Genomic DNA, 13,876 nt, shown 5'->3' with positions numbered 1-13,876 from the left:
CGCGGAGCGTCAAACTCCCCGTCCCGGCCGCTGGAACCGGAGGGCGGACGGCCAGGCGTGACCCGGGGCTTTCCGCTGTCATGTCCAGGGCTTGGCTTCCGGGGTTTCTCCATTGACACGGCTGCCCGGTGTCCCTAGGGTCCGCGCCGAATGAACCCCACGCTCGACCCCAACCCCCTGGCGCCCTACCTGCCGCTGGCGATCGCGTTGCTGCTCGCGGGTGTGCTGTCGCTCATCATCGTGAAGCTGGCCGCCGCCCTGGGCCCCAAGCGTCCGAGCTCCATCAAGTCCGCCCCCTTCGAGGCCGGCTCCGAGAGCAGTGGTCCGGCGCGCCAGCGCTTCGCGGTGAAGTTCTACGTGGTGGCCCTGCTCTTCATCGTGTTCGACGTCGAAGCCGTGTTCCTGTACCCCTGGGCGGTGAACTTCCAGGCGCTCGGCTGGTTCGGCTACGTGGAGATGCTCGTTTTCGCGGCGACGCTCGTGGTGGGCCTTATCTACATCTGGAAGAAGGGCGCCCTCGAGTGGGAGCACTGAGGGGACTGAGGAATCATGGCTGAATCCGATATCGCACCCGTACTGACCACCCGCCGCGACGATGCCATGGGCTTCTTCGAGCGGATGGTGTCCAAGGGCCTGGGTTGGGCGCGCAAGTACTCGCTCTTCACCTACCCGTTCGCCACCGCGTGCTGCGGCATGGAGTTCATGTCCGTGGCCGCCGCCCGCCACGACATCGCCCGCTTCGGCGCCGAGTTCCCCCGGTTCTCGCCCCGTCAGGCGGACATGCTGATGGTGATCGGCACCATCAACCAGAAGCAGGCCCCCATCCTCAAGCGCGTGTACGAGCAGATGGCCGAGCCCAAGTGGGTCGTCGCCTTCGGCGTGTGCGCCTCGTCCGGTGGCTTCTACGACAACTACGCCGTGCTCCAGGGCATCGACCGCATCATCCCGGTGGACGTCTACATCCCCGGCTGCCCGCCTCGCCCCGAGCAGGTGCTCGACGGCCTCAAGCTGCTGCAGGACAAGATCGGCAACCAGGTGCACCGCGTGGGTCACAGGGGCTCGGCGCCGCACGATCTGCTGGCCGCCCAGTACAACCTCAACAAGTAGGCCTCCGCGCACCCCACGGTGCCGTGGTCCCAGGGCCCCGCGAACCTCTCCGGAGGTGGCGGGGCCCTCGCCTTTTCACTGCCTCCAGTTGCAGTGGCAATCGAGTGGCGAGCAGGCGGGCTCGCGAGCCGTGCGGACCTCCAGGGTACGTGCGAGAATGCGCCATTCCCCCCCCTAACGCCGAGATCGCGTGGACGAGCCTGGGCAGACACGACCCCCTCTCATCGACTTCCTGCGGGAGCCGGTGGGGAGGGCCCTCGAGGAGGAGCGCCGGCACAACACCGTGCGCCTGGCGCTGCTGCGCTTCCTCGGCGTGTCCGCCATCCTGGCCGTCACGGTGTACCTGGCCCGGGTGCAGGGGCTGGCGGACTGGGAGGTGTACCTCCCGCCCTTCAGCGCCTATTGGGTGTGCACCGCGATGACGGTGGGCGTCGTGCTGCGCTGGCCCCCGGGAGCGAGTTGGGCCGGGCTGTCGCTCGCGGTGGTGGACGTGCCGGCCATCTACTGGCTGCAGCACCTCGCCCTGCCCGTCTCGCCTTCACCCGGAGGCGTGGCGGGTTTCACCCTGGGCCTCTACTGCTGCGTCATCGTCCTGTCCGCGCTGTCCCTGCGCCGCCCGGTGCTCATCGCCGTGACGGTGACGTCCGCCCTGGCCGAGGTGGCCCTGCAAGCGGAGGCCTCCATCGGCATGGGGGCGCGGGTGGTGGCGGTGGTGGTGCTGGTGCTGACGGGCGCCGCCGCGCGCTACCTCTTCCACCGCATCCGCGTGCTCATCTCCGCGGTGACGAGCGAGGAGCTCAAGCGCGCCCAGCTCGGCCGCTACTTCTCCCCCGCTGTGGCCGATCGCCTCCAGGACCTGGCCTCGCCCGTGTCCACCCCCGAGGTGCGCGAGGTGACCATCCTCTTCGCGGACCTGCGCGACTTCACCGCCCTCAGCGAGCGGCTGACCCCCGAGGCCGTGGTGGCCGTCCTCAACGAGTACTACGGGCGCATGGTGGAGGTGGTGTTCCGCCACGGCGGCACGCTCGACAAGTTCATCGGGGACGCACTCATGGTGTACTTCGGCGCGCCCCTGCCGGATCCGGCGCACCCCCGGCGCGCCGTGGAGTGCGCCCTGGAGATGGTGCTCGAGCTGGAGGTGCTGAACGCCGAGCGGCTCGCCCGGGGCGAACCCGGCCTGCGCATGGGGGTGGGCCTGCACACCGGCCGGGTGGTGCTCGGCAACATCGGCTCCACCGCCCGCCGCCTGGAGTACACCGCCATTGGCGACACGGTGAACCTGGCCAGCCGCATCGAGCACCTCACCAAGCAGCACCGCACCCCGGTGCTCGTCTCCCGCGAGACCCGGGAGCGGGCGGGAGAGGGCTTCCACTGGCGGGAGCTGCCCCCCACCCCGGTGGCCGGCAAACGCGAGCCCGTCTCCACCTTCATTCCCGGGCCACGTGGCGCCCGGGAGGGCACCGAGGAGTCGGCCCGGAAGTCCCATTCCGGCGAACGTCGGCTTCTGACTCGCGTAAGTCGTGAGGATGCCTGAGGGATTACGTTGACGCCCCCCGGGGCGCATCCTTATAACGCGCCGGATTCCATAGCCAGCATTGGGGCCCCCTTTGAGCACTTTCGCACTGGACAGGGTCACCGCCCAGTTTCCGGAGGCGGTGGCGGAGCGCTACCTCGACCGCACTGGCGGCGCCTGGGCCGTCATCCACGCGGAGCACCTTCCCAAGGTCGCCGCGTTCCTGAAGAACGAGCTGGACTTCAAGCTCTTCACCTCCATCGACGCGGTGGACCGCCTGCACCTGGCGGAGAATGATCCGCGCTTCGAGGTCGTCTACTTCGTCTACTCGCTGTCGCGGCACGAGCACGTGCGCTTCAAGGTGCGCGTGAGCGAGGCCCGTCCGGAGCTGCCCTCTATCGTGTCCGTGTTCCGCGGCGCCGACTGGTGGGAGCGCTTCGTCTGGGACTTCTACGGCATCCGCTTCTCGGGACACCCGGACCTGCGCCGCGTGTTGCTGTACGAGGAGTTCCAGGGCCACCCGCTCCGCAAGGACTACGCCCTGCGCGACCGTCAGCCGCTCATCCCCGAGCGGCCCATCAAGGACATCTTCCGCGGCCCCGGCACCAGCGGCGTTTCCTGAGCGCCCCCACCGGCAGCCTCCCGAGGACAGACATCATGGCGGACCCCCACAAGCCCGTGTCACCCCCCAGCCCCGAAGCGCCCAACCCGGACACCGACGCCTACGCCCACGAGGCGGAGCTGGAGGCCCACCTCCAGACCAAGCGGATGTACGTGAACATGGGCCCCTCCCACCCCGCCACGCACGGCACCGTGCGCCTGAAGGTGGAGCTCGAGGGCGAGAACATCGCCGAGATCGACTGTGAGATCGGCTTCCTGCACCGCGGCTTCCAGAAGAGCTGCGAGAACGTCACCTGGACGCAGTGCCTGCCGTACACGGACCGGTTGAACTACGTGTCCGCGATGATGAACAACTTCGGCTTCCTCAACGCCGTGGAGAAGCTCATCGGCCTGGAGATCCCGGAGCGCGCCCAGTACATCCGCGTCATCGGCTCGGAGCTGCACCGCATCCATGATCACCTGACGTGCGTGGCCGCGACGGGCATGGAGCTGGGAGGCTTCGCGCCCTTCCTCTTCGGCGTCGAGGCGCGCGAGCTCATCATGGATCGCGTGGCCGAGCTGACGGGCGCCCGGCTGACCACCAACTTCGGGCGCATTGGCGGCATGAACCGCGACCTGCCCGAGGGCTGGAGCGAGAAGGTCATCAAGTCGCTCGACAAGGTGATGTCACTGGTCGACGAGATGGACGGCCTGCTCACGCGCAACCGCATCTTCGTGGACCGCACCAAGGACACGGGCATCATCTCGGCCGAGGACGCGATCGACTACGGCTGGACGGGCCCCTGCCTGCGCGCCTGCGGCATCGACTACGACGTCCGCAAGGCCAAGCCCTACTGGGTCTACGACCGGATGGATTTCGACGTCCCGATCGGTGAGAAGGGCGACAACTACGACCGGTATCTGATGCGCATCGAGGAGATGAAGCAGTCGGATCGCATCATCCGCCAGGCGCTCAAGCAGATTCCGGCCGGCCCCATCATCCTGGACGACTGGCGCATCGCGCTGCCGCCCAAGCCCGAGGTGTACGGCACCATCGAAGGTGTCATCTCGCACTTCAAGCTGGTGATGGAGGGCGTGCAGGTGCCCGCCGGTGAGGTCTACGACGCCACCGAGGCGGCCAACGGCGAGCTGGGCTGGTACATGGTGAGCGACGGCAGCGGCCGTCCCTACAAGGTCCATGTGCGCGCGCCGGGCTACCCCATCCTGTCCGCCGTGCCCCACATCATCAAGGGCAAGCTGCTGGCGGACCTCATTCCCACCTTTGACACGATCAACATGATCGGCGGCGAGGTCGAGCAGTGAGCGACAACGACACCAAGAAGCCCACCGGAGACGCCCAGCCGCCCCCGAAGGGTGCGCCCACGGATACGCCGGCGGCGAAGATCGGCTCCGAGCCCTCCAACCCGCCCGCGGGCGCGAAGCTGGAGACGCCTCCGGCCGCGCACAGCGCTCCCACCGCGGCGCCTCCCCCGCCGCCCGCGCCCAAGCCGGCCGGGCCGCCCCCGCCGAAGAACCCGGGCTTCATCACCTGCACCATCGACGGCAAGGAAGTCGTCGTGAAGCCGGGGACGAACATGGTCGAGGCGGCCAAGATGGTCGGCTCGGACATCCCCTACTTCTGCTACCACCCGCGCCTGTCCATCGCGGCCAACTGCCGCATGTGCATGGTGGAGGCCTCCAACGCCCCCAAGCTGGTGCCCGGCTGCCAGACTCCGCTCGTCGAGGGCCAGGTCATCAAGACCAACACGCCCAAGGTGAAGGAGCAGCAGCGCGCCGTCATGGAGTTCCTGCTCCTCAACCACCCGGTCGACTGCTCCATCTGCGACCAGGCCGGTGAGTGCAAGCTGCAGGACTACTACATGCGCTACGACTACCGCCCCTCCCGGCTCGAGGGCGGCAAGGTCATGAAGAACAAGCGCAAGGTGCTGGGGCCCCGCGTGGTGCTGGACCAGGAGCGCTGCATCATCTGCAGCCGCTGCGTGCGCTTCATGAACGAAATTCCGAAGGAGCCGCAGCTCGGCATCTTCGGCCGTGGCAGCCACGAGGTCATCGACACCTTCCCGGGCAGCGAGCTCAACAGCAACTACTCGCTCAACACCGTGGACATCTGCCCGGTGGGCGCGCTGCTCAGCCGCGACTTCCGCTTCCGCGCCCGCTCCTGGTTCCTGTCCGCCGCTCCGTCCGTGTGCACCGGCTGCTCGCGCGGCTGCAACATCTACGCGGACTTCATGGCGCAGGACACCTACCGCTACCGCCCGCGCGAGAACGAGGCCATCAACAAGAGCTGGATGTGCGACCACGGCCGCGCGACCTACAAGGGTCTCAACACCGGGCGCGTGCTCAGCGCCGTGGTGGGCCGTCAGCAGGGCACCGGCACCGCCCGTCCGGAAGTGGCGCGCAAGGAGGCCCTCCAGGCCGCCGCCAAGGCGCTCTCCGGCGTGAAGGGCCAGGTGGCCGTGCTCGCCTCGCCCGTGGCCTCCAACGAGGATCTGCTCGCCTCGCTCTCCTTCGCCAAGGCGACGCTGGGCGCGAAGGAGCTCTACGTGGGTGGCCGCCCGCAGGGTGAGGCGGACCACTTCCTCCTCACGGCGGACCGCAACCCCAACCGCAAGGGCCTGGAGCTGATCGCCCAGGGCCTGGGGCTGACGCTCAAGCCGTTCGAGGACCTGGTGAAGGCCATGGACGGCGGCAAGGTGAAGGCGCTCTACGCCGTGGGCACCGAGGTGCCGGGCAACGAGGAGACCTTCGCCCAGGCGGCCGCGAAGCTGGACGTGTTCGTGGCGCAGGCCACCAACGAGTCGCCCCTCACCGCGCAGGCCACCGTGCTGCTGCCGGCCTCCGCGCACGTGGAGTTCGATGGCTCCTTCGTGCAGGGGGACGGCATCGTGCAGCGCTTCCGCAAGGCCTACCCCTCCAAGGGCGACGCCCTGGCGCACTGGGCGCTGGCGGCCGAGCTCACCCGGGAGATGGGTGGCACCGCGGCCTGGACGTCCTCTCGCGAGGTGTTCCGCGAGCTGGGCAAGGCCGTGAGCGCGTTCGCCGAGTTCGATTGGGACAAGGCGGCTCCTCCCGACCGGGAGAAGCCGGGCATCAACCCGCTGCCGACCGCCGCCGACGGCCGGCCTCCGGGGTACCGTGAGTTCGGCGCTCCCAGGGTCCGGGGTATCTGACAATGAAGCGCACACTCACCATGCTGTTCTGGTTCGGCGTCATGTTCGCCCACTTCGTGGGCATCATGGCGTTGGCCTATGCTCTGGGCGGTCTCGTGGAGGGCGTCCTCCCCGGCGGCAGCCGCCTGACGAACCTGGCCATCCTGATGGTGGCCGTCGTGATGGGCATCGCGTCCCTGCTCACGGTGGCCGAGCGCAAGTGGAGCTCGCTGATGCAGAACCGCATCGGCCCCAACCGCGCCCGCATCAACCTGCCCATCCTCAAGGACAGCGCCCTGGTGGGCATCCCCCACTTCCTGGCCGACGGCATGAAGATGCTGTTCAAGGAGGACTTCCTCCCGGCCACGGCCAACAAGCTGCTCTACAACCTGGGGCCCATGCTGGCCTTCGCGCCGGTGTTCGCCCTGTACGCGGTGGTGCCCTCCGGCCCCACGGTGCAGGTGTTCGGCCACACCGTGGACATGGTGGTGGCCACCCCGGACTTCGGCCTGCTCTACGTGTTCGCCATCGCCTCGCTGGCGGTGTACGGCACGTCGCTGGCCGGCTGGTCCTCCAACAACAAGTTCGCGCTGCTCGGTGGCGTCCGCGCCGCCTCGCAGATGATCTCCTACGAGGTCGCGCTCGGCCTGTCGCTGGTGGGCCTGATGATGGCCTTCTCCACGGTGCAGCTGCCCGCCTTCGTGGGCAACGTGACCAACGAGCTGGGCCTGGGCAACGCGGCCACCGGCCAGGCCCGCTACCTGTGGGAAGGGAAGATCGGCGGCTTCGACATCGGCCTGCCCGCCTGGGGCTTCCTCCTGCAGCCGCTGGGCTTCTTCCTGTTCTTCGCCGCCGCCTTCGCGGAGACCAAGCGCGCCCCCTTCGACACGCCCGAGGGTGAGTCGGAGATCATCGGCTACTTCGTCGAGTACTCGGGCATGAAGTTCGGCCTCTTCATGATCTCCGAGTTCGTGGAGATCGTGGTCCTCTCCGGCCTCATCGTGGTGCTCTTCTTCGGTGGCTACCACCTGCCCTTCGGCGGCGAGTGGCTGTCCAACCTGGCGCTGATGAGGGAGCACGGCTGGCTGTACGGCACCATCCTGGGCACCGTGTTCTGGGCGAAGGTGATGTTCTTCGTGTGGCTGCAGCTGGCCATCCGCTGGACGTTCCCGCGCTTCCGCTACGATCAGATCCAGTCGCTGGGCTGGAAGATCCTCCTGCCCATCGGCCTCTTCAACGTGTTCGCCACGGGCGCGCTGGTGCTGTGGGATCCGTCCCTGCGGGCGCTGGCGGTGTTCGGCCTGCTGCAGATTGGCCTGCTGATCGCCCTGACCACGTCCTCCGCGCTGAAGTCCGAGGAGGGCCACGGGGGCCATGGACACGGCCACGACGCCCACGGGCACGATGCTCATGGTCACGGCCTGCCGGCCCACGGCCACGCCGCCCACGCGGACACCCATTCCGGTGCGCACTCCGGTGCCGCCGCGGCTTCGCACTAGGCTGAGAGAAAGACACCATGGCTTACAAGGCGACTCAGGATCCCCGCACCGACATCCGCGAGCGTTCCTACCTGCCGGAGCTGATCAAGGGTCTGGCCATCACCACGCGGCACTTCCTGCGCAACCTCTTCGGGACCCGCGAGGTCGGCGTCCCGTTCGAGGACCGCAAGGGCACCAGCCTCGTCACCACCGTGCAGTACCCCGAGGAGAAGGTTGCCTATCCTCCCGGGTACCGCGGTCTGCACCGGCTGGTTCCGCGCGAGGATGGCAAGCCGCGCTGCGTGGCCTGCTACATGTGCGCCACCATCTGCCCGGCCCAGTGCATCTACATCGAGGCCGGGGAGTACGAGGCGGACGCGGCGGAGGGTGAATCGCGCGTCATCGAGAAGTTCCCCACCCAGTTCGTCATCGATGAGCTGCGCTGCATCGTGTGCGGCCTGTGCGTGGACGCGTGCCCCAAGGACGCCATCCGCATGGACACGTACACGCACACTCCGCCGGAGTACAACCGGCAGGGCTTCGTCTACGACATCCCCAAGCTGCTCAAGGGGCCCGCTGTGTCGCACCCGTCCGATCCGTGGAACAAGCGCCCGGGCTCGGAGCAGCCGGCCCACGTGCACAAGGAGGCCCATACCCGCATCGGCGAGGGCCACGAGGCACACCACCACGGCCACGAGCTCGCGGCGGGGCACTCGCACGGCGACCACGCCACCCCGGGCACCCGCTCCACCGTCGTCTCCAACGAGGGCCCGGTGCCCGTGACGAAGTTCCTCAAGTAGGACACGTCCGGCTCCGCCGACTTCCGGCCCGCCCTCCCCGCTCGCATGCGGTGGACGGCGGGCCGGTGTCGTTTCAACCCCTACCTCCAACCCGGTTCCCTGCGTGCGAGGGGGCTGGCCCTCACCGGCCGCGCCACCCTTTCCGCCCATCCGCAAACGCCGTAGGGTGGGTGACGCATGAAGCGCTACCGCCTCTCCGTGTGCAAGGGCTCGAGCTGCAAGGCAGGCGGCTCCGACTCCGTGGCCGCGGCCGCCCGTGACGAGCTGTCCGCCCGCAAGCTCCAGGTGCGCTGCGAGCTGTACCGCGGAGGCTGCTACGGCTTCTGCCACATGGGTCCCAACGTCGTCATCCGCGAGGAGACGGGACGCAAGAGGGATCCGCTCTCCCCCGAGGACTTCCAGCTCATGGGCTGGGAGGGCGAGGTGTACTACTCGCACATGACCCCGGAGAAGATGAAGCGCGTGGTGGCCGAGCACATCGAGCAGGACAAGCCCGTCGTCGAGCTCTTCGGCCACCCGGACGAGGCGGACGGCTAATCCCCGCGGCCATTTCCCCTCTCCCATCGGGAGAGGGACGGGGTGAGGGTGCCAGGTGAACCCGGGTTGAATCCCCGGCCACACCGAGGGCCACGGGTTGAAGAACGGGTTCGGACACCCTCACCCTGACCCTCTCCCGGGGGGAGAGGGAATTGTCCTTCACTACCCCTCGAGCGCGAACACGCCGTCCCAGTCCTCCGGAGGCGCCGCCGCGGCGAACTTGCGGCAGCGCTCGGCATAGACGCCGGCCACCGGATCCTGGAACGTCTCCACGCCTTGCGTGAACAGCGCCAGCGCCTCGTCGAAGCGCCGCTGGTGGTACGCGGTGAGCGCCTGCTCGTAGAGCGCGAGCTGCTCCTGCACCTGCGGGGAGATCTCCCCCTTGCGGCCCACCAGCTCGTGCAGGCGCGAGGGCTCGGTCCGGTTCTTGAGCCGCACCCGATCCACTTCGCGGAAGACGTAGGCGTCCTGCGCCAGCCGCGCCGCCGTGTCCCCCACCAGCACGAAGGTGCCGTAGGCACGGTTGAGGCTCTCCAGGAACATGGAGAGCTTCACCGACTCGCCCATGACGGAGTACTTGGACTCGAAGTCGCTGCCCATGCCGCCCACCAGCACCTCGCCGCTGTCGATGCCGATGCGGCACTGCAGGAGCTGGCCATACGTCTTGTCCCAGTACTCCCGGCGCTCCGACAGCGCCGTGCGCACCTTCAGCGCGGCCTCGCAGGCGTGGTGCGCATGGCGCTCGGTGCGCACGGGCGCGCCCCAGAAGGCCATCACCGCGTCGCCCATGTACTTGTCCACCTGGCCTCGCGTGGACCGCACCACGTCCGTCACGTCCGTCAGGTAGTCGTTGAGCAGCTGGATGAGGCGCTCGGGCGTCAGCTCCTTGGAGAGCCGCGAGAAGCCCGCCAGGTCACAGAAGAAGACCGTCACCTCACGGCGCTCGGGCCGCGTCAGCAGGCGCAGGTCACGCGTGACGAGCCGCGCCACCTCGGGGCTGACATAGCGGCCGAGCACGTCGGTGACGAAGTGGCGCAGCTGCCGCTCGGAGCGCGAGGCCTGGACGATGGTGAAGATGAAGGTGAGGCCCATGGCCAGCAGCGGGCCCATCATCGCCACCCACAGGCGCTCGTTGATGAAGACGTACCAGGCCCCCCAGGCGTAGAGCAGGCCCACCGCGCCCATGGCGCTCAGGTACATCAGCACGTCTCCGAAGGAGCGCAGACCCCGGTTGAAGGTGAGCGCCACGAAGGCGCCAATGAAGGCCATGCCCAGCGTCAGGAAGAGATCCATCCGCGGCGTGGCGCGGGTGATGCCCTCGGACTGCAGCAGGTTCACCAGGGACTGCGCGAGCACCGCGCCCGCGGGCGTGTGCTGGCCGATGGGCGTGTGCTGGGAGTGCATGCCCTGGCGCGAGGTGTTGGTGAAGACGATGAGGCGGCCCTCGATGTCGTGCACCGCCCGGGGAGGCACGCCCTCGCGCACGGCGAAGAGGTTGAGCAGCACGTTCCACGCGGGAATGGCCCGCGACACCGAGCCCCGCGAGCCGCGCCCTACTTCCGCCGCGTCCCAGCGCACCAGGCTGTAGCCGGACTCATCCATGGGGATGGAGAAGCGGTCCCCCACGTACAGCCGGCCCTCCGCGTAACGCAGCTGGCGCGTGTTCGCCAGGCGCATCGCCGCCATCAGCGGCAGCGAGGGCAACACGTGCCGGGTTCCCTCGCGCGAGCGGTAGCTCACCAGATGGGGCACGGCCCTCACCACGCCGTCCGGCTCGGGCAGCACGGTGATGGACCCGTACAGGCTCGCCGAGCCGAGCAGTGGCGCCACCGGGTGCTCCAACTGCCGCACCTCCTCCAACTGCGCCACGTCCAACCCCTCCACCTGCACCTCGGCCAGCGACACGAAGAGTTCGAGCGGGCCCACGCGGTGCGTGTCGTCCGTGACGCGGCGCTCCTGCACCTTCGGCGGCTCGCGCACGCCCTGCTCCAGCGCTACCCGCTGGCCCTCCTGCTCGCTGGCCACGCCCGCCCACACCTCCAGCGCGTTGCCCGCGGGGAGCAGATAGGCAGGACGCTGATCCGCCAGCACCTTCTGCACCCGGCCCCGGGCCTCGACTTCATTCGGGTAGGTGCCCAGACGCACGCGGTACGGCCACAACCGGCTGCCCGCGGGGATGCCCCGATCCAGCGTCCAGGAGAAGGCCAGCAGCGACTTCTCCGGGTGGCGATCCAACAGCTTGCGGAGGACCTGGTCGTCGTCCAACCCCTCCAGACCCGGCGTGCCCTGGGCGAGGCAGGCGCGCGGACTGCGCTCGGTGAAGGGGAAGTCGAGCAGCACCAACTCCGCGCCCTCGTCGACGAGCCGGTTGGACAGGCCGCCCAGGATCTCCCGGGGCCACGGGTTGGAGGCGATGCCGGGGTGATCGTCCTGGCGGGCCTCGGCGAGCGTCTCGTCGTCGAGCGCCACCACCACCACGCGATCCGAGCGCGAGGAGCGGCCTCCCAACGAGCGGGCGCGCCAATCATAGGTGCCGCGCTCCCAGGACTGCAGCAACGCCGAGGGCTGGGCCAGCAACGCGATGGGTGTGGCGTCCTCGGTCAGCAGGGCACGGGGGACGCGGTAGAAGACGAGCAGCCCCAGGATGGCGCCGAAGAGCGTGGCCTGCAGGAGCGAGTAGCCGAGCCGCTGCAGGAAGCGGAGGCCGGCCGAGTAGATGGGAAGGCTTCGCACGGGAGCAGGCACCATACCGCGTTCGGCCCCCGTCCCCAGCCCTCCCGTGGCCCTGATATGCTCGCTCGCCGGGCCGTCCTTCTGGACCGGGCCCCCCTTCGGGAAAGACGCATATGAAACGCATCCTGCTGTCCGCCGCCGTGACCGCTCTCCTGCTCGTCCCCCTTGCCTGCAACTTCGACCAGCTCCTGGCCGAGAAGGTGATGGTGGGCACCCTGCTGTCCACACCGGACGTGGACGTGTCGCTGGTCGCCATGGCCGGGCTTGATGCCGGCACGCTGCCCGACGGCGGCATTCCCCCTGGAGAGGAGCGGATCACCATTCCAGGCCAGACGGAGGCCTTCGTCTTCTTCGCCACGCGCAACGGCGAGCAGGGCACTCCCCAGCCGCTCTCCGATGCCACCGTCCGCATCGAGATCCAGAACGGGGGCTCGCTCGCCCTCGAGCAACAGAGTGAGGACACGGGCATGTACAGCCTGACGAGCGACCATGGCGACGATGCGGGAGTGAAGTATGTGAATGGTGCCACCTACAACTTCGTCGCCGTGCACGGCGGCAACTCGCACGTGGGCCAGGTGAAGGACGCGCCGGCCCTGGAGCGGCTCGAGGCGCTCCATCCTGCCGGTGGCTACGTTCGGCACGCGGCCAACCAGAGCCTCACGCTGACACGGCCCACGGTGAGTGGAGGCAAGCCACTGACGCTCGGCTTCGTCACCGTGCTCCCACTCGACATGGATGGTCGAAAGGGTGCGCTCACCTACACCAACATGCCGAAGGAGCCGCTGGACTTCCTCCAGCTCGTGACGGCGACCGGCGAGTGGCAGCAGGAGACCCTCACCATCCCGGGCAGCGCCTTCCCCCTGAAGGACAGCAACTACCTCGTCGTCTTCCAGACGGCGCAGCTCGGCGGCCCGCAGTCCGACAACCTGTTCACCGGCAGCACGCTGCTCGTGGGCACCGCCGACATCGGCCTGGTGCACACCCTCGAGTAACCGCGGCCACTCCTCCCTCTCCCCCCGGGAGAGGGTTGGGGTGAGGGTATCCGGCCCCCGGGTTCCCTACCCCGCCTCCACCTCGAGCTCGAGCCTGCCCTCGAGCTTGAGGCGCAACAGGTGGCCCGCGAAGCGCTCGGACTCCTCCCGCGTGAGCACCCCGCGGAAGCCCGGGCCCTCGGCCACCTCCACTTCCATCACCGGCCCGCGCTGCAGCAGGCGGAAGAAGTCCTCGCCCCCCTCGGGACGCGGGACGAAGACGGGCAGGAACCCCTTCACGGGCAGCACCTCTCCCGGCGCGCGCACCCGGGCCACCAGGGCCGGGGCCTCCAGACGCACCTCCGCCGGCACCACCCCCTCCTCCGGGTAGAGCGGCGCGGGCGGGAGCGCCACGTCCTCGGTGGAGTCATCGAAGAGGAACCCGTAGCGCGAGGGAATGCGCCCGGAGAAGAGGTACACCAGCAGCACGGGAGCATCCCCGCCCACCCGCTCCACATGGAGGATGGCGCGCGTGGCCCCCACCTTGCGCAGCAGCAGCCTCAAGCGAGGAGGCGAGCCAGCCAGATAACGCCGCACCCGGTCCATCACCGTGGAGCGGATCTCCTCGAAGGCCGCCTGGAAGCGCGCCTCGCTCTCGGCCTCCTCCTTCGCGAGTGCCTCGCGGGCCCTCACCAGCTTCTCCTCGGCCTGGCGCAGGAAGTCCCGCATGGGCGCATCCACGGAGGTGAGCGCCGACTCCGCCGCCGGAGCCGGCTCGCCTGAAGCGGCCCGCTCCTGACTCGCCGCACGCACCGCGCCCACCAGGAAGGAGCCCTGTTGATCCAACCGCTCGCGCTCCTCCTGGAAGCGCGACCGCGCGGCGCCGTACGCCAGCCGCAGCTCGAGCCAGCCCTCATAGGCGGGCTCCAGCGTCTCCATGCCACGCACCCGGGCCAGGACCCCGCGC

12 protein-coding genes are annotated in these 13,876 nt (G+C 69.0%); 10 read left to right on the top strand and 2 right to left on the bottom strand.

Going from position 1 to position 13,876, the window contains the following annotated elements:
* The first annotated feature begins 150 nt into the window (after positions 1–150).
* The 9 genes from Q664_RS34915 (at position 151) to Q664_RS34875 (ending at position 9,205) form a co-directional block, all read left to right on the top strand.
* Positions 151–534 (top strand): NADH-quinone oxidoreductase subunit A, encoded by a 384-nt coding sequence (locus tag Q664_RS34915; RefSeq protein ID WP_052519044.1) that lies wholly within the window; start codon positions 151–153, stop codon positions 532–534.
* 15 nt (positions 535–549) lie between these two features.
* Positions 550–1,107: an NADH-quinone oxidoreductase subunit B gene (locus Q664_RS34910; protein ID WP_043405797.1), complete on the top strand. Its 558-nt coding sequence runs from the start codon at positions 550–552 to the stop codon at positions 1,105–1,107.
* A gap of 190 nt (positions 1,108–1,297) precedes the next feature.
* Positions 1,298–2,641, top strand: a complete 1,344-nt coding sequence (locus Q664_RS34905) for an adenylate/guanylate cyclase domain-containing protein (protein ID WP_063934810.1) — start codon at positions 1,298–1,300, stop codon at positions 2,639–2,641.
* 88 nt (positions 2,642–2,729) lie between these two features.
* The gene (locus tag Q664_RS34900) at positions 2,730–3,242 is read left to right on the top strand and encodes an NADH-quinone oxidoreductase subunit C (protein ID WP_043405863.1); all 513 of its coding nucleotides are present in this window, start codon (positions 2,730–2,732) and stop codon (positions 3,240–3,242) included.
* Positions 3,243–3,277: 35 nt separating this feature from the next.
* Positions 3,278–4,543: an NADH dehydrogenase (quinone) subunit D gene (nuoD, locus tag Q664_RS34895; RefSeq protein ID WP_043405796.1), complete on the top strand. Its 1,266-nt coding sequence runs from the start codon at positions 3,278–3,280 to the stop codon at positions 4,541–4,543.
* Complete coding sequence (locus Q664_RS34890; RefSeq protein ID WP_043405795.1) at positions 4,540–6,411, top strand: NADH-quinone oxidoreductase subunit G; 1,872 nt, start codon at positions 4,540–4,542, stop codon at positions 6,409–6,411. Before nuoD ends, Q664_RS34890 begins: the two co-directional genes overlap by 4 nt.
* A 2-nt stretch (positions 6,412–6,413) precedes the next feature.
* Positions 6,414–7,889 (top strand): complex I subunit 1/NuoH family protein, encoded by a 1,476-nt coding sequence (locus Q664_RS34885; RefSeq protein ID WP_043405793.1) that lies wholly within the window; start codon positions 6,414–6,416, stop codon positions 7,887–7,889.
* Between the two features lie 17 nt (positions 7,890–7,906).
* A complete protein-coding gene (locus Q664_RS34880; RefSeq protein ID WP_043405790.1) occupies positions 7,907–8,668 on the top strand; it encodes a NuoI/complex I 23 kDa subunit family protein in 762 nt (253 codons plus the stop codon).
* Positions 8,669–8,845: 177 nt separating this feature from the next.
* Positions 8,846–9,205, top strand: coding sequence for a (2Fe-2S) ferredoxin domain-containing protein (locus Q664_RS34875; RefSeq protein WP_043405787.1), 360 nt, complete (start codon positions 8,846–8,848; stop codon positions 9,203–9,205).
* Between the two features lie 162 nt (positions 9,206–9,367).
* Here the strand turns inward: Q664_RS34875 and Q664_RS34870 are convergent, their stop codons facing one another.
* Positions 9,368–11,938: an adenylate/guanylate cyclase domain-containing protein gene (locus Q664_RS34870; protein WP_200883808.1), complete on the bottom strand. Its 2,571-nt coding sequence runs from the start codon at positions 11,936–11,938 to the stop codon at positions 9,368–9,370.
* Between the two features lie 113 nt (positions 11,939–12,051).
* Between Q664_RS34870 and Q664_RS34865 the strand changes: the two genes are divergently transcribed.
* Entirely contained in the window at positions 12,052–12,930 is an 879-nt protein-coding gene (locus tag Q664_RS34865; RefSeq protein ID WP_052519043.1) for a hypothetical protein, read from the top strand.
* 66 nt (positions 12,931–12,996) lie between these two features.
* Here Q664_RS34865 and Q664_RS34860 read toward each other — a convergent pair whose 3' ends face one another.
* The gene (locus tag Q664_RS34860) at positions 12,997–13,866 is read right to left on the bottom strand and encodes a hypothetical protein (protein ID WP_235216996.1); all 870 of its coding nucleotides are present in this window, start codon (positions 13,864–13,866) and stop codon (positions 12,997–12,999) included.
* Positions 13,867–13,876: the final 10 nt, after the last annotated feature.

Origin of the sequence: Archangium violaceum Cb vi76 (assembly GCF_000733295.1) — a bacterium.
In the GTDB taxonomy this organism is placed as follows: Bacteria; Myxococcota; Myxococcia; order Myxococcales; family Myxococcaceae; genus Archangium; species Archangium violaceum.
Note: the sequence above shows the minus strand (reverse complement) of the source record. Positions and strands in the feature narration are given on the sequence as shown.